The following is a 16,762-nucleotide window of genomic DNA, read 5'->3' as shown; positions in this document are numbered from 1 at the left end:
TCACATGCCCGTTATTCGTAGCAGTCCGGTAACTAGGGCCGCGACGACCAGAACCACGAGGAACGGGGCGCGCAGCAGGAGGGCGATCACGGCGGCGGCCAGGCCCGCCGTCCTGGGGGCGTCGAAGCCCTGGCCGAACGACTGCACGGCGATCAGCGCGGCCAGCAGCGCCACCGGCACGACCGTGGCGAACCGCTGCACGGCCGGCCGGTCGAGGATCTTCCTGGGGGCGGCAAGACCGGCGTATTTCAGCAGGTAGCAGCCCACGCACGTGGCGATGACGGCCCACCAGAGATTCATCTGACCAGCACCACCAGCGCGCCGGCCGCCGCCAGCAGGACGGGGATCCCGGCCGGGAGGAACGGGGTCGCGGCCAGCGCGATGACCACCCCGGCCACGGCCACCTTCCGGTCTTCGGCCGACTCCTTCAGGCGGGGCCAGAGCAGGGCCAGAAAGGTTGCCGGTCCGACCGCGTCCAGCCCGAAAACGGTCGGGTCGGCCACCTGTGACGCGCCGAGCGCGGCCAGGAGGGTGGCCAGGTTCCAGGTGACGTAGAGGCTGGCGAAGGTGGTGTAGAAGCCCGTTTTGGCCTCGCCGGGGTGGGCGAAGGCGACCGCCGAGGTCTCGTCGATGATGCCGTGGGCGGTCAGCGCGCGCAGGCGGGACGGGAGGAGGGTGGCCAGGCGCAGGCCGTACAGGCCGTTGCGGGCCCCGAGCAGCAGCGCGCCCGCGACGGCGGGAACGAGGGCCCCGCCACCGGCGACCGCTCCCGCGAGGGCGAACTGGGACGCGCCGGTGAACGCGAACAGGCTCAGCGCGCACGCCTGCGCCACCGACAGCCCGGCCGTGACCGCCGCCGCGCCGAACGCCAGCCCGGAGAACCCCACCGCGAGCCCGACGCCGAGACCGGCGCGGACCGCGTCGTTCCTGGCGGACATCAGATCGGCTTGAAGGTCCGGGCGAAGGTCCGGAACCAGGGCGCGGCGCCGGCCCAGCTCGACTGGGGGACCTGCCAGTAGATGGCGTAACACTGGTTGTCGATGCGGAAGGCGCGGTCGTAGACGCGCTGGGTGCCCTGGGAGGTGGTGAACGTGAACTCCCAGTCGGCGCCCGGGGCGTCGAAGCCGTCGACGACGAGCTGGGTGCGCTTCAGCGCGATGCGCTGGTAGCCGGGCAGGTAGCCCTTCGAGGTCGAGGTCTGCTCGACCACTTCGAGCGCGGCGACCGGGTCGTCGCGCTCCCACGGGGTGAGGTCGATCTGGAGATATCCGGACATGCCCGGACCTCGGAAGAAGACCCGCTGCCCTTCCCTGTCGTAGGGCTTCCAGCCGGGCGGCAGCGCCACCGCGAACCGGAGCTGCTCGTCGCGGTACTCGCGCCAGCCCTGCGGCAGGATCGCCTGGGGGGTGGCTTCCGGCGTCGGCTCGGGGGTGGGGGTCTCGGTGACGGGTTCGGTGACGGGTTCGGTGACGGGCGGAGGTTCGGTGTCCGCGGTGATCACGCCCGGGGTCTCACCGGCGGTGAGGGTCGTGTACGCGAAATAGCCCCCGATCCCCACCAGCGCGACCAGCAGGGTGGCCAGGGTGGCGATCAGCAGCTTGTCGCGGTTCCGCTCCGGTGCGGGGAGCGCGGGCTGGGGCGGCAGCTGCCAGTCGGGCGGACCGTAACCGCTGGGAGGCGGAGGAGGGCCGAAGCCGCCGGGGGCCTGACCCCGGCTGCCATGCGCCGCGTGGTCGGCGGGATGGGTCTGGGCGGCGGGATGGCCGTACGCGTCGCGCGGCGTGTGCCCCGCACCGGTCTGGCCGGGGGCCTGGCGGAACGCGGCGTGGGGGTTGTGCCCGGCACCGCTCTGGGACGCGTTGTGAGGGTTGTGCCCGGTGCCGGTTTGGGCGGGGGTCTGGTGGAACGCGTTGGGAGGGTTGTGCCCGGCACTGGTCTGGCCCTGGGGCTGGCCCGTGTTGTGGGTGGCGTAGGAGCGGTTGCCCTGGGGGTGCCACTTGCCCGAGGCGGCCTGTTCGAGCAGGCGCATGGCCTCTGCGGCGGGCATGCGCCGGAGCGGGTCCTTGCACATCAGGCCTTCGAGGACCGGTCCCAGCGGGCCCGCGCGGTGGGCGACCGGGATCTCCTCGTGGAGGACCGCCGCCATGCTCGCGATGGGGGTGCCCCGGTCGTAGGGGGAGCGGCCCTCGACCGCCGCCCACAGGGTCGCGCCCAGCGACCACAGGTCCGACTCGGGGGTCGCGGTGTGGCCGGACAGGCGTTCGGGGGGCAGGAAGGCGGGGGTGCCGGTGATGGAGCCCGTCAGGGTCATCGACGGGTCCTCGGTCATCGACGCGATGCCGAAGTCGGTGAGGACCACCCGGTTGTCCGGGCTGAGCAGGACGTTCTCGGGCTTCACGTCGCGGTGCAGGATGCCCGCCGCGTGGGCCGTCATCAGGGCGTCGAGGACCTGCGCGCCGATGGCCGCCACCTTGTCGGGCACCAGGGGACCGTGTTCGCGCAGCGCGTCGCCCAGGCTCGTGGAGCGGACGAGCTGCATGACGATCCACGGCCGTCCGTCCTCCTCGATGACGTCGTGGACGACGATCACGTTCGGGTGGGACAGGCGGCCGGCGGCGCGGGCCTCGCGGATGGTGCGGCGGTTGAACTCGGCGCGGTCGTCGTCGCTGAGGGCGGTGTAGAGGACCTCCTTGACGGCGACGGCGCGGTCGAGCAGCTCGTCGTGGGCGCGCCAGACGACGCCCATGCCGCCACGGCCTATCCGCTCCTGGAGCTCGTACCTCCCCGCGAGCCGGCGCGTCCCGTCCACATCATCCCCCTTCGAACCGTTGGGCATCGTCCCACAACAGGGGGTTACTTGTCGGGTTCGAAGGTCTTGGCGAAGTTGTCGAAGTAGTGCCGGTACTTGTCCCAGTCCTTGTCGCGGGTCTTCCACAGGATCGCGTAGCCGTGCTTGTCGTCGACAACGAATCCGCGGTTGAGGATGTGGCCCTTGAAGCCGTCAGTGGTGAAGGTGAACTCCCAGTCGGCGGCGTCGCGGAAGTAGTCGACCTTCTTCATGCTGAGCCGCTTGTAGCCCGGGAAGCTGTAGCGGACCGAGGTGGCTTCCTGGTTCTTCCAGTCGGCGAGCGCGTCGTCACGCGGCGTGCTGGTGGAGCCGATCTGGAGGTAGGCGCCTTCGAGCGGGCCGCGGAAGAAGGAGCCCCGGCTGTCCGTGTAGTCGTACTTCCATTTCGGCGGCAGGGCGATGGAGAAGCCTGACTTGTGCTTGTACATCTTCCAGCCCTTGGGGAGCGCGTCCTCCTCTTCCTCCTCCTTGGAGGGGGACTCGGAGGGCTTCGGCTCCTTCTCCTCGTCATCCGACGGGGTCGCGGACGGCTTGTCCGACTCCTCGCCGCCGCTCGCCCCCTCAGACGGCTCACCCGACGTCCCCTCAGACGGCTCGCCCGACGACGTGCCCGACGGGTCGGCGTCGGCGGAGGCGGCCGGGGGCTTGACCGTCGCGGCGGTGCCGGACGGGTTGCCGGCCTCCTTCATGCCGAGCCACAGGGCGATGCCGCCCACGAGGAGGACCGGGACGGCGATCAGCGCCGCCTTGATCAGGCCGTTCCTGCGCTCGGGGATGTCGACGGTGGCCCAGGCCTGGCGGCTGGGCTCCGGGAGCGGCACGGAGGCCTGCTCGCCGAACCGGGTGTGGCCGGGCTCGTCGGCGTAGAGGGCGGCCGGGACCGCCGCCGCCTCCGGACGGGCGGCGCCGCTCGGGCGGGCCGCCGGGGCGGGCTCGCTCGGCCGGGGAGCCTCGGCGGGACGGCCGGCGCCCGGACGCACGCCCGCGCCGCCGTAAGGGGCGCTCGGCGGGCGGCGGCTGGCGGGCTTCGGGGGGCTCTTGGGCTCGGGGTGCGCTTCCTTGCGGGACTCGGCCCCGTCCTCCTGCGCGAACTCACGGACGGGGTCGGGCTCGGAGGCCTGACGTGGCACCTCGGGCCTGGCCTCCTTGGCCTCGCCTTCGGCCTCGGAGGCCGCGGCGGCCACTCCGGCGGCCTCGGGCTTGCCGTCCTTCTTCGCGCCGGCGGGCTTCGCCTCGGGCTTCGGGTCAGGCTTGGCGTCGGGCTTGGCGTCGGGCTTGGCGTCGGGCTTGGCGTCGGGCTTGGCGTCGGGCTTGGCGGGGCGCTGGGCCGGGATCGAGTCGCCGGTGTGCGGGCCCGGCGCGGAGGCGCCGGTCGACGGGGACGCCTTGGCCGGGGAGGGTTTGGCCGGGCCTTCCCCCGGGCGTGCGGAACCGGATTTCTCGCCTTTGGGGTGTTTGGTGGGCGTGGTCGGCAGGTCCGGGTCGGTGTCGGCGAAGGAGTCCTGCGGGACCGACCCCGGCTTGGGCACGCCGTTGGCGGCGCGCCCGGCGCGGGGCGGCGACGGAGGGGAGGGCCAGCCCGAGACGTCGACCGGCCGGGGCGCGGGCGGGTCGGTGGCCGCGCGGCGCAGCAGCCGGGCGGTCTCGTCGTAGCCGGGCCGGGTCGCCGGGTCCTTCTCCAGGAGGCGGTCCAGCACCGGACGCAGCGGCCCGGCGTTGCGGGCGGGGTCGGGCGGCTCGGTCAGGACGGCGTGCATGGTCGCCATCGCCATGCCCTTGTCGTGTGGCGGGCGGCCCTCGACGGCGGCGTAGAGCGTCGCGCCGAGCGACCACAGGTCGGACTCCCGCTGGGCGGGCCCGCCGCGCAGCCGCTCGGGCGCGATGAAGGCGGGGGTCCCCACCAGGCCGGTGCGGGTCATCGTCGAGTCGGTCTCGACCCGCGCGATGCCGAAGTCGGTCAGCACGACCCGCCCGTCGTCGGCGAGCAGCACGTTCTCGGGCTTCACGTCCCGGTGTAACACGCCCTGCGCGTGGGCGGCCCGGAGCGCGTCGAGGATCTGCAGCCCGATCTCCGTCGCCCGCTTCGGCGTCAGCGGCCCGTCCTGCCGGATCACCTGCCCGAGCGACCGCGACTCGACGAGCTGCATGATGATCCAGGGCCGCCCGTCCTCCTCGATCACGTCGTGGACGACCACCACGTTGGGGTGGGTCAGCCGCCCGGCGGCGCGCGCCTCCCGCATGGTCCGGCGGTTCAGCTCGGGGAGCTCGTCGCCCATCGCGCTGTCGTAGCGGACCTCCTTCACCGCGACGGCGCGGTCGAGCAGCTCGTCATGGGCCCGCCACACGATGCCCATCCCGCCGCGGCCGATGGGTTCTATCAAGTGGTACCGGCCCCCGACGAGTCGGCCTTCCGCGTTCGTCATCCCCACCCCTTCCAGAACCCATGAATCGTCCCATGGATGGCAAAGGGATCAAACGCGAGCAGTACTGCCCTGGTAATCTCACGACATGTCCGTACGGATCGCGGATCTGACCATCGGAGAAGGGCGGCCCGTCGCGGTCCTCGGGGGTCCGCTGCTCGTCGAGTTGTCACCATCGGTCGATCTCGACGCGATCGCCGGCCCGGCCGTCGCGGTCGTGGTCGACGACATGACGCTCGTCCGCGCCGCCGCCCGCCTCGCCCTGCCCGTCATCCTGCGCAGGCCGCCCGAGGCGTCCCTGATGGAGTGGCTGACCGCCGCCGACCGCTGTGAGGCCGAGGGGAACCCGGCCGTGGTGCTCTGCGAGGCGGTGCCCGACCTGGCCCTGCTCAAGGCCGCCAAGGCGGAGTCGGGGCGGCCGGTGATCGTCGACCTGGGGAAGGACGCCGTGCTCGCCGGGGCCGCCGTCGCGGCGGGGGCCGACGGGCTGCTGCTCGCTCCCGACGCGCCCGCCGACGTCGTCGACACCGCCGTGGAGGACGCCCGGCTGATCGGGGCCGTCGTGCGCCCGGAGGCGCCGGAGGACCTGCCCCAGGCCCGCGCGGCCATCGACCGGGCCGACGCCGCGCTGGCGGTGATCCTGGAGCGCCGGGCCGAACTGGCCGGCGCGATTCAGCGGCTCAAACCGGTCGGCGGGTTCGCCGGGCGCGACCCCGAGCGGGAGCGCAAGGTGGTGGCCGCGATGGCGCAGCGGGCGCCGCGCCTGGGCGAGCCGGGCCTGCGGCCGATCATGGCCGCGGTCATTGAGGCGGGACTACACGCTGCTGAACGTGAGTGGCCGGCGCGCGCCGCACGCTGACCAGCCGCCAGCCGCCCCAGATCCCGCCCGCCAGGAACGGGATCAGGTAGAACGCCAGCCGCTGGTCCTCGTCGGCGAACGGCATCAGGACCACCACCAGGGCCAGGAACGCCAGGGTCGCCCAGTTGGTGTAGGGCGTGCCAGGCATCAGGAACGCCGGCTTGGGCAGCTCACCGCGCGTCCAGGCGCGGCGCAGCCGCATCTGGCAGTAGATGAGCGTGCCCCACGTGGTGATCGTCCCGAGGGAGGAGATCGCCACGGCGATGGTGAAGGCCCTTTCGGGGATGTACGAGTAGACCGCCACCCCGATCACGTAGACGGAGGCCGTCATGAGGATCCCGCCCACCGGCACGTGCCGGGAGCTCAGGTTCCTGGTGAACCGGGGGGCCTCGCCGCGCTGGCCCATCGACCGCAGGATGCGCCCGGTCGAGTAGAGCCCCGAGTTGCACGACGACAGCGCCGCCGTGATCACGATCAGGTTCATCACGTCACCCGCCCACGGCGCCCCGAGCTGGGTGAACACCGTCACGAAGGGTGACTCGCCGGGGCCGTACGACGTCCACGGGAGCACCATCCCGAGCAGCAGTACCGATCCCACGTAGAAGATCGCGATGCGCCAGATGACGCTGTTGACGGCCTTGGGGAGCACCTTGTCGGGGTCCTTGGTCTCGCCGGCCGCGATGCCGACGAGCTCGATGGCGGCGTACGCGAACACCACCGCCTGGAGGCTCATGAACACCGGCCCGAACCCGAGCGGGAAGAACCCGCCGTGGGAGACCAGGTTGGCGGGCGTGGCCCCCTGGACCGAGAAGATCACCAGGTAGAGGCCCACGATCAGGAAGGCCACGATCGCGACCACCTTGAGCAGCGCGAACCAGAACTCCAGCTCGCCGAACGCCTTCACCGACGCCAGGTTCACGACCAGCACGACCCCCAGCGCGATCAGCGCGGTGAGCCAGCGCGGGAAGTCGGGCGCCCACAGGTGCACGTAGATCGCGATGGCGGTCAGCTCGGCGATGCCCGTGGCGGCCCAGTTGACCCAGTACATCCACCCGCTGGCGAACCCGGCCCAGGGGCCGACGAACTCGGTGGCGTAGGAGACGAACGACCCGGAGGTGGGCCGGTAGCTGACCAGCTCGCCCAGGGCCCGCATCACGAAGAACGCGGCGATCCCGGCGACCGCGTAGGAGATCACCAGGGCCGGACCGGCGGCGGCGAAGCGGCCTCCGGAGCCCAGGAACAGGCCGACGCCGATGGCGCCGCCGATCGCGATCATCTGGACCTGGCGCTTGCCGAGGGCGTGTGAATACCCCTCGTCAAGGTTGGCTTTCTCCACCTTTTCCCCCCGGAAAGATCTCTTCCGCGACCGTAGTCCGGCGGGGTGGTGATCAGGCGTAGGCTCTACATCCGTCGGTCGGAAGATGGGGGTCCCATGGGCGATTCGTTTGTGCATCTGCACGTCCACACCGAGTATTCGATGCTCGACGGTGCGGCCCGGTTGAAGCAGATGTTCAAACTGGTGGGCGAGCAGGAGATGCCCGCCATCGCCATCACCGACCACGGCAACATGCACGGCGCCTTCGAGTTCTACCGGCAGGCGACCGGCGCCGGGGTGAAGCCGATCATCGGCATCGAGGCCTACATCGCCCCCGACGCCCGCTTCAACAAGAAGCCGGTGCTGTGGGGCGAGCCCCACCAGAAGAGCGACGACGTCTCGGCGGGCGGCTTCTACACCCACATGACGATCTGGGCGAAGAACCGCACCGGCCTCCACAACCTGATGAAGCTCTCCTCGCGCGCCTACACCGAGGGTTTCCACCGCAAGTGGGCCCGGATGGACGCCGAGATCCTGGCCGAACACTCCGAGGGCCTGATGGCCACCACCGGCTGCCCCTCGGGCGAGGTGCAGACCCGCCTGCGCCTCGGCCAGTACGACGAGGCCGTCAAGGCGGCGGCCAAGTTCCAGGACCTGTTCGGCAAGGACAACTACTTCCTGGAGATCATGGACCACGGTCTCGACATCGAGCGCCGCGTCCGCGACGGGCTGACCCGCATCTCCAAAGAGCTGAACATCCCGCCGGTCGTCACCAACGACTCCCACTACACCTACGAGTCCGACGCCCAGTCCCACGACGCCCTGCTGTGCATCCAGACCGGCAAGCAGCTCTCCGACCCCGGCCGGTTCCGGTTCGACGGCAGCGGCTACTACATCAAGACCGCCGACGAGATGCGCGCCGTCGACTCCTCCGACCTGTGGCAGGAAGGGTGCCGCAACACCCTGCTGGTGGCCGAGAAGGTCGACCCGACCGGGTTCTTCCAGCACAAGAACCTGATGCCGACCTTCCCGATCCCCGAGGGGATGACGGAGGAGGAGTTCTTCCGCCAGGAAGTGTGGAAGGGCATGCACCGCCGCTTCCCGAACGGCGTCGACGAGGAACACCGCGCCTGGGTCGAGAACGAGCTGCGCGTCATCGTCCAGATGGGCTTCCCGAGCTACTTCCTCGTGGTCGCCGACTTCATCATGTGGGCCAAGAACAACGGCATCCGGGTCGGCCCCGGCCGTGGTTCGGCGGCGGGCTCGCTGGTCGCCTACTCGCTGGGCATCACCGACCTCGACCCGATCCCGTTCGGCCTCTACTTCGAGCGGTTCCTCAACCCCGAGCGCGTCTCCATGCCCGACGTCGACATCGACTTCGACGAGCGCAGGCGCGCCGACGTGATCCGCTACGTCACCGAGAAGTGGGGCTCCGACAAGGTCGCCATGATCGCCACCTTCGGCACGATCAAGGCGAAAGCGGCCGTGAAGGACGCCGGCCGCGTCCTCGGCTACCCCTACGCGCTCGGCGACAAGGTCTCCAAGGCGTTCCCGCCCGCCGTGATGGGCAAGGACATCCCGCTCTCGGGCATCTTCGACAGCGACCACCCGCGCTACAACGAGGCCGGTGAGCTGCGCAAACTCTACGAAGAAGACGTCGACGTCAAGTCGACCATCGATCTGGGGCGCGGCCTGGAGGGCCTGATCCGGCAGACCGGCGTCCACGCCGCCGGCGTGATCATGTCGTCCGAGGTGATCACCGACTACATCCCGATCATGCGCCGCGACTCCGACGGCGCGATCATCACGCAGTTCGACTATCCGACCTGCGAGACGCTCGGCCTGCTGAAGATGGACTTCCTCGGCCTGCGCAACCTGACGATCATCGACGACTGCCTCAAGATGGTCGAGCTCAACACCGGCAAGGCCATCGAGCTGCTCGACCTGCCCCTCGACGACGCCAAGACCTACGAGCTGCTGGCCCGGGGCGACACCCTCGGCATCTTCCAGCTCGACGGCGGCGGCATGCGGACCCTCCTGCGGCTGATGCGCCCCGACAACTTCGAGGACATCTCCGCCGCCCTCGCGCTCTACCGCCCCGGCCCGATGGGCGCCAACTCCCACACCAACTACGCGCTGCGCAAGAACAAGCAGCAGGAGATGACGCCGATCCACCCGGAGCTCGAAGAGCCCCTGAAGGAGATCCTCTCCACGACCTACGGCCTGATCGTCTACCAGGAGCAGGTCATGGCCATCGCCCAGAAGGTCGCCGGCTACTCGCTCGGCGGCGCCGACCTGCTCCGCCGCGCGATGGGCAAGAAGAAGAAATCGGAACTCGACAAGCAGTACGAGTTCTTCGAGAAGGGCATGAAGGACAACGGCTACTCCAAGGAGGCCATCAAGGCCCTCTGGGACATCCTGCTGCCCTTCTCCGACTACGCCTTCAACAAGGCCCACACCGCCGGATACGGCCTGGTCTCCTACTGGACGGCCTACCTCAAGGCCAACTACCGCGCCGAGTACATGGCCGCCCTGCTCACGAGCGTGAAGGACGACAAGGACAAGTCGGCCCTCTACCTCAACGAGTGCCGCCACATGGGCATCAAGGTGCTGCCGCCCGACGTCAGCGACTCCGACTTCGACTTCACCCCGCGCGGCGCCGACATCCGGTTCGGCCTGTCGGCGATCCGCAACGTCGGCGGCAACGTCGTCGACGGCATCATCGCCGCCCGCAAGGAGAAGGGCCGCTTCACCGACTTCAAGGACTTCCTGCGCAAGGTCCCGGCCCAGGTCTGCAACAAGCGGGTCATCGAGTCGCTGATCAAGGCGGGGGCGTACGACTCGATGGGCCACGTCCGCAAGGGCCTGGTGATGATCCACGAGCAGGCCGTCGACGCGATCATCGACATCAAGAAGAACGAGGCCATCGGGCAGGACTCGCTGTTCGGCGCGGTCGACGGCGGCGAGGACCAGACCTTCGACGTGACCATCCCCGAGGGCGAGTGGGACAAGAACACCGTCCTGCAGTTCGAGCGGGAGATGCTCGGCCTCTACGTCTCCGACCACCCGCTCCTCGGCGTGGAGCACATCCTGTCGAGCGGCGCCGACTGCTCGATCACCGCCCTCCAGGACGACTCCCGGCCCGACGGCCAGATCGTCACGGTCGGCGGCATCCTCAGCGGCGTGCAGCGCAAGGTCACCAAGAAGGGCGACACCTGGGTCCTCACCCAGCTGGAGGACCTCGGCGGCTCGATCGAGGTGATGATCTTCCCGTCGGCCTACCAGCTCTGCGCCACGATCCTGGCCGAGGACGCGATCGTCTTCGTGAAGGGGCGCATCGACAAGCGCGAGGACGTCGCCAAGATCATCGCGATGGAGGTCACCCAGCCCGACCTCACCGTCGAGTCGGGCGGCCCCCTGGTCGTCAGCCTGGCCATGGCCCGGGTCACCCCGCCGGTCGTCGGCCGCCTGAAAGAGGTCCTCACCACCCATCCCGGCACGACCGAGGTGCACCTTCAGGTCCACAACGGCCCCCGCACGACCGTGATGCGCCTCGACGACCGGCTGCGGGTGACCCCGAGCCCGGCCCTGATGGGCGACCTCAAACAGCTCCTCGGGCCTGCCTGTCTGGGAGCGTAGCGTTACTCTGTGTTAGGTTGACGCTGGATTCCCCCTGTCCAGAACCGAGCAGGGGGGAACGGCATGACGCGGCTCACGACTGCCGGCGGTCTGGCGGTGTGCGGTGCGCTCGGCGGAGTCCTGGCGGCGGCGCTGGTCGCGCCGATCGTCGCCGGAGGCGGGGTGGCGGGCAACACGGCGGCCGGGATGGTCACCAAACTGCCGCCCCCGCCGCGCGAGGACCCGCTGCCCGAGGTGACCCGGCTGGTCGACAAGGACGGCCGCCAGTTCGCCCAGTTCTACTCCCAGAACCGCCAGTCGGTCAGCATCGACGAGGTCTCCAAGCCGATGCGCGAGGCGATCGTCGCCATCGAGGACGCCCGCTTCTACGAACACGCGGGCCTCGACGTGCGGGGCACGATCCGGGCGCTGATCGCCAACACCCAGGCGGGCGGGATCCGGCAGGGCGGCTCGTCGCTGACCCAGCAGCTGGTGAAGAACATCCTGGTCAACCGGGCCGAGTCGGAGAAGGAACGCGACTCGGCCCAGGTGCGGAGCCTGCGCCGCAAGTTCGCCGAGATGCGCTACGCGCTGGCCCTGGAGGAGAAGTACTCCAAGGACCAGATCCTGGAGCGCTACCTCAACATCGCCTACTTCGGCGGCGGCGCGTTCGGCGTCCAGGCCGCCGCCCGCCGGTTCTTCGGGGTGCCTGCCAAGGACCTGACGCTGGGCCAGGCCGCCGCGCTGGCGGGGGCCGTCCGGACGCCCTACTCGACCGACCCGGCGCGCGGCGAGGAGCAGCGGGAGAAGCTCCAGCAGCGGCGCGACCTGGTGCTCGACCGGATGGCCGAGCTCGGCAAGATCACCCCGGCCGAGGCCGCCGCCGCGAAGGCGCAGGGTCTCGGCCTCAACATGCGGTCGGAGCCCGGCGGCTGCGCCGAGTCGGCCTACCCCTTCTTCTGCGTGTACGTCCAGCACGAGATCCTCGCCAACCCCGCCTTCGGCCACTCCCGCCTCGACCGGGAGCGGCGGCTCCAGCGCGGCGGCCTGACCCTGAAGACCACGCTCGACGCCACCGCCCAGGAGGCCGCCGACAAGGCCATCCAGCGGCGCGTCGCGGCCGAGGACACCGAGGTGGCCGCCGAGGCCATGGTCGAGCCCGGCACCGGCCGGATCCGGGCGCTGGCGGCCAGCAAGCGCTACGGCAGCAACCCCGGCGGCAAGGTGACCGGCCCCAACACCACGTTCAACCTGCCCGCCGACACCGCCCACGGCGGCGGCATGGGCTTCCAGGCCGGTTCGACCTTCAAGATCTTCACACTGGCGACCGCGCTGGCCAAGGGCTGGCGGTTCGGCCAGGGCTTCAACACGCCCGGGGTGTTCGTGCCGTCGTCGGGCTTCACCGACTGCAGCGGGAAGGCGGTCAACGACCCGAACGCGAAGATCTACAACGCCTCCGGCGAGGGCTCGGGCGGCCCCTACAGCCTGGAGCTGGGGACGTGGAAGTCGTCCAACATCTTCTTCATGATGCTGGAGAAGGAGGTCGGGCTCTGCGAGGTCGTCCGGACCGCCAAGGCGCTGGGCATCCGGCGGGCCGACGGCGGCAAGCTGTCGGAGGTGCCGACCTTCACGCTCGGGGTCAACGAGATGGACCCGGTGACGGTGGCGGCGGCCATCGCGACGTTCGGGGCGCGCGGCAAGTACTGCAAGCCGATGGCCATCACCGAGATCGTGGAGCGTGACGGGCGGCGGGTGGAGATCCCCGGCAGCTGCTCGGCCACCGTCGACGCGGGGGTCGCCGACGCGGTCAACGAGGTGCTCTCGGGGGTGTTCACGCAGGGGACCATGAAGGGCCAGTCGATCGGGCGGCCCGCCGCCGGGAAGACGGGCACCAACAACAACTACACGTCGGCGTGGTTCGCCGGGTGGACCCCGAACCTGGCCGCGGCGGTGAGCGTGGGGGACATCCGGGGGTCGTACAAATATCCCCTGAACGGGGTGAAGATCGGCGACCAGACCTACGGGTCGGTCCAGGGCGCGTCGCTGCCGGGGCCGATCTGGGTCGACTCGATGCAGGCCGCCCTGCGCGACACCCCGGCCGACGACTTCACCGCGCCCGACAAGAGCCGCTTCGGCGGCGGGTTCACCCCCGGCCTCCGCGAGGCCATGGACGCCGAGCGGGGCCGCCGCGTCGAGTACGAGTACTGGTACGAGGACGAGAACGGCAACCTCTACCCGGAGGACGAGGACTACTACCGGGGCGACCCCCGCCGGGAGGGCGAGGGTAGGCGCCGCCGCGACTGACGGCCGCGACCGGTGGCCGTGACCCCGGGCAGGTCACGGCCGCCGCGCCGGGCTAGACGTCGGTTCGGCTGATCTTCAGGCCGAGCGAGGTGAACTGGTCGAACGGGTGGTGGTAGCCGCGCTCGATGTGGTTGACGCCGCGCAGCGTGGAGGTGCCCTCGGCCACCGCCGCCGCCAGCACCGCCGAGAAGCCCGCCCGGATGTCGGGCAGGGTCACGTCGGCGCCGCGCAGCTTGGACACGCCGCGCACGACCGCCGAGTGCTTGGCGTTGGTGTCGTGGTAGCGGCAGGCCGGGCCGCCGAGGCACTGGGCGAAGACCTCGATCTCACAGCCCATCTTCTGGAGCGCCGGGACGTACACCAGACGGTTCTCGAAGACCGTCTCGTGAAGAACCGACATGCCCTCGGCCCGGGTGAACAGGACCATGAGCGGCGTCTGCCAGTCGGTCATGAAGCCGGGGTGGGTGTCGGTCTGCACGGCCGCGGCGCGCAGGCCGTCGGGGGCCGAGGCGGTCAGCCAGTCGTCGGTGATGTCGAACCGCGCGCCCATGCGGGCCAGCGTCGTGATCGCCGTGACGAGCCGGTCCTGCGGGCAGCCGTGGACGCGCACCTCGCCGCCGGTGACCAGGCCCGCCACCAGGTAGGAGAAGGCCTCGATGCGGTCGCCGGCCAGCCAGGTCGCCGCGCCGCGCAGCTTCTCGACGCCCTCGATGACGATGCGGCGGTCGGGGGACAGCTCGATCATCGCGCCCATGCGCTGGAGGAACAGCGCGAGCTCGACGACCTCGGGCTCCATGGCCGCGCCCTTGATGACCGTCTTGCCCTCGGCCAGGACGGCGGTCATCAGGATGGTCTCGGTCGCGCCGACGCTCGGGTAGGGGAGCGTGATGCGGGTGCCGTGGAGGCGGGAGGCCTTGGCGGTGATGCCGCTCTCGTCCTCGATGATCTCCGCGCCCATCTGGCGCAGCGCCTCGAGGTGGAAGTTGACCGGGCGGCGGCCGATCGGGTCGCCGCCGACCATCGGCACGAACGCCTCGCCGGCCAGGTGGAGGAGCGGGCCGAGCATCAGGATCGGGATGCGGTTGAGCCCGGTGTACTTCTCCGGGACCCTCGGCTCGATCACGGCGCCGCGCTCGATGACGATCTCGCCGTCGCCGATCTCGACGTGGATGCCCAGTGCCTCCAGCATGGCGGCGGTCAGGTGGACCTCGCCGACCTCGGGGGCGTTGTGGAGGGTGCTCGGGCCGTCGCCGAGCATGGCCGCGACCATGTGCTTGGATACGGCGTTCTTGGACCCTCGGACCTCGACGTCCCCCCGCAGCGGGCCGGAGGGTTCGATGAGCCACGCTTGTTCGTTCACCCGCCAATGCTAACGGCGTGGCTGCCCTGGTCTAGGTAGGTACCATCGGGACGGTGCGGCCTGTGAAGTACTTCGGTGGGACGGTCCTGATCCTGGCGGTGCTGGGCGTGCCCGCGGGATTCCTGTGGTCGGCCCTGGCGCCACGCACCCGATACGTCCTCTACGAGGGCGTGTGGCGGGTGGCCGACCCCAACACCCAGGCGCTCATCGCGGCCGACGGATATTTCGCCCTGATCACCGCGACGCTGGGGCTGGTGGCCGGGCTGGTCGCCTACCGGCGGGCGGGTGACGACGGGCTGCCGATCGTGCTCGGGCTCGGGGCCGGCGGCCTGGCCGGGTCGTTCCTGGCCTATCTCATCGGGGCGTCCATGGGGGGCGAGATCGTCCGGGCCGCGACGTCGGCGGGCGAGTTCGCGACCCGGGACCTCATCGGGGTGACGGCCAAGGGCGTGCTGGTGTTCTGGGCGGTCCTCGCGGCCGGGGTGTTCTGGGCGCGCGAGTTCGCCGTCACCTACCGGGAGCGGAAAGCGGAGGACGGACCGCCCCTGCCTTTGTGACCTGCTCGAACGCGTGGCCGACCCGGAGCACTCCGAGGTCGTCCCAGGGGCGGCCGATGATCTGCACGCCCACGGGCAGCCCGTCGGCGGTGAAGCCGCACGGCACCGACAGGGCCGGCACGCCGAGCACGCTGATCAGGTAGCAGGAGCGCATCCACGCCAGGTAGTCGGGCATCGCGATTCCGTCGACCTCGCGGACGAAGGGGTCCTCGACCGGAAACGGCGGGACCTGGCTGACCGGCGCGATCAGGTAGTCCCAGGTGCCGAAGAAGCCGGTGACGCGGTGCCAGAGGCGGCTGCGCAGCTTCTCGGCCCTGGCCAGGTCGGCGCCGGTGACCTCGCGCCCGCGCTCGACGTTCCAGCGCACGTTCTCGCCGACGCCCTCCAGGTCGTCGTAGTGGGCGGCGTACCACCACGCCCGGTAGGTGCGGAACGCCTCGTCGGCCCCCGCCAGGTTGAGGTCGGCGTGCTCGACGGTCGCACCGAGCCGCTGGAAGGCCTCCGCCGCCTGGGCGGTGACCCTGGCGGTCTCCCGGTCGACGGGCAGCCCGCCGAGCGTGGGCGACCAGGCGATCCGCAGCCCGCTCACGTCGGTCTCCAGGGAACCCCCGAAGATCGCCGGGTCCTGCTGGATCGACAGCGGGGAGCTCGGGTCGGGGCCCGCGACGGCGGTCAGGAACAGCGCCAGGTCCTGTACGGTCCGCGCCATCGGCCCCGACACCCCCAGCGTGAACCACGCGGCGGTCGTCGACTTCGACGGCACCCGGCCGGGCGTCGGGCGCAGGCCCGCGACGTTGCAGAACGACGCCGGGTTGCGCAGCGAGCCGCCCATGTCCGAGCCGTCTGCCAGCGGGGTCATCCCCGTCGCCAGGGCCGCCGCCGCGCCGCCGCTCGACCCGCCCGCCGACTTGGTCAGGTCGTAGGGGTTGCGGGTGGCGCCGAAGACCTCGTTGACGGTGTGGGAGCCGGTGCCGAACTCGGGGGTGTTGGTCTTGCCGATCATCACGCCGCCGGCGTCGCGGACCCGCCTGACCACCAGGTCGTCGGTGGTCGGCACGTGGTCGGCGAAGATCTTCGACCCGAACGTGGTCCGGACCCCCTTGGTCGACACCAGGTCCTTGTGGGCGACCGGGAGACCGTGGAGCGGCCCCTGCCACGGCCCGCCGTCGAGCTCCCGCGCCCGGTCGAGGGCCCGCTCGGCGGTGACCGTCACGATGGCGTTGACCTGGGGATTGACCGCCTCGATGCGGTCGAGATGGGCCTGGGTGACCTCGGCCGCGCTGATCTCCCTCGCGCGCAGCAGGGCCGAGGTCTCCGACGCGGTGAGATAGTGCAGTTCCGTCACCGGCGTCACCATATACGAGCGGCATGTACGAGCGGCCGGACGGCGGGCCCCCGCGCCGCCGCCGACCATTGGTTCCACGCTACGCCCGGCGGTATGCCCGTTTCGTCCTCCGGGAAGGTGAACCTCGCCTACACCC

11 protein-coding genes are annotated in these 16,762 nt (G+C 70.9%); 4 read left to right on the top strand and 7 right to left on the bottom strand.

From position 1 onward, the window contains the following. The 4 genes from AW270_RS34305 to AW270_RS41960 are packed head-to-tail and all read right to left on the bottom strand — an operon-like array spanning nt 1 to nt 5,271. A complete protein-coding gene (locus tag AW270_RS34305) occupies nt 1-300 on the bottom strand; it encodes an AzlD domain-containing protein (protein WP_061300292.1) in 300 nt (99 codons plus the stop codon). Further along, nucleotides 297-938 (bottom strand): AzlC family ABC transporter permease, encoded by a 642-nt coding sequence (locus AW270_RS34300; protein ID WP_061300291.1) that lies wholly within the window; start codon nt 936-938, stop codon nt 297-299. Before AW270_RS34300 ends, AW270_RS34305 begins: the two co-directional genes overlap by 4 nt. After that, nucleotides 938-2,809 carry a serine/threonine-protein kinase gene (locus AW270_RS34295; protein ID WP_169807415.1) on the bottom strand — a complete coding sequence of 624 codons (1,872 nt, stop codon included), beginning with the start codon at nt 2,807-2,809 and terminating at the stop codon, nt 938-940. The genes AW270_RS34300 and AW270_RS34295 overlap by 1 nt, the downstream gene beginning before the upstream one ends. 44 nt (nt 2,810-2,853) lie before the next feature. Then, nucleotides 2,854-5,271, bottom strand: coding sequence for a serine/threonine-protein kinase (locus AW270_RS41960; RefSeq protein ID WP_082802055.1), 2,418 nt, complete (start codon nt 5,269-5,271; stop codon nt 2,854-2,856). A gap of 85 nt (nt 5,272-5,356) precedes the next feature. Between AW270_RS41960 and AW270_RS42230 the strand changes: the two genes are divergently transcribed. Further along, complete coding sequence (locus AW270_RS42230; RefSeq protein ID WP_157523063.1) at nt 5,357-6,127, top strand: chorismate mutase; 771 nt, start codon at nt 5,357-5,359, stop codon at nt 6,125-6,127. Here AW270_RS42230 and AW270_RS34280 read toward each other — a convergent pair. Next, entirely contained in the window at nt 6,069-7,463 is a 1,395-nt protein-coding gene (locus AW270_RS34280) for an amino acid permease (protein ID WP_061300288.1), read from the bottom strand. The two genes, AW270_RS42230 and AW270_RS34280, sit on opposite strands and share 59 nt — an antisense overlap. Nucleotides 7,464-7,559: 96 nt before the next feature. Between AW270_RS34280 and dnaE the strand changes: the two genes are divergently transcribed. Beyond that, a complete protein-coding gene (gene dnaE, locus AW270_RS34275; RefSeq protein ID WP_061300287.1) occupies nt 7,560-11,081 on the top strand; it encodes a DNA polymerase III subunit alpha in 3,522 nt (1,173 codons plus the stop codon). A gap of 63 nt (nt 11,082-11,144) precedes the next feature. Continuing rightward, entirely contained in the window at nt 11,145-13,364 is a 2,220-nt protein-coding gene (locus AW270_RS34270; RefSeq protein ID WP_063819444.1) for a transglycosylase domain-containing protein, read from the top strand. Nucleotides 13,365-13,416: 52 nt separating this feature from the next. On the opposite strand, the gene murA is transcribed toward AW270_RS34270, so the two are convergent. Next, on the bottom strand, nt 13,417-14,724 hold the full coding sequence (gene murA / locus AW270_RS34265) for a UDP-N-acetylglucosamine 1-carboxyvinyltransferase (RefSeq protein ID WP_061300286.1): 1,308 nt from the start codon (nt 14,722-14,724) through the stop codon (nt 13,417-13,419). Nucleotides 14,725-14,777: 53 nt separating this feature from the next. Between murA and AW270_RS34260 the strand changes: the two genes are divergently transcribed. Further along, nucleotides 14,778-15,281, top strand: coding sequence for a hypothetical protein (locus AW270_RS34260; protein ID WP_157523057.1), 504 nt, complete (start codon nt 14,778-14,780; stop codon nt 15,279-15,281). Here AW270_RS34260 and AW270_RS34255 read toward each other — a convergent pair. After that, nucleotides 15,232-16,626: an amidase gene (locus AW270_RS34255; protein ID WP_061300284.1), complete on the bottom strand. Its 1,395-nt coding sequence runs from the start codon at nt 16,624-16,626 to the stop codon at nt 15,232-15,234. The genes AW270_RS34260 and AW270_RS34255 overlap by 50 nt on opposite strands. Nucleotides 16,627-16,762 lie beyond the last annotated feature (136 nt).

The organism is Herbidospora cretacea, from assembly GCF_001570605.1.
GTDB classification, from domain to species: domain Bacteria; phylum Actinomycetota; class Actinomycetes; order Streptosporangiales; family Streptosporangiaceae; genus Herbidospora; species Herbidospora cretacea.
The sequence above is the reverse complement of the archived record's forward strand: the minus strand, read 5'-3'. Positions and strand labels throughout refer to the sequence as shown.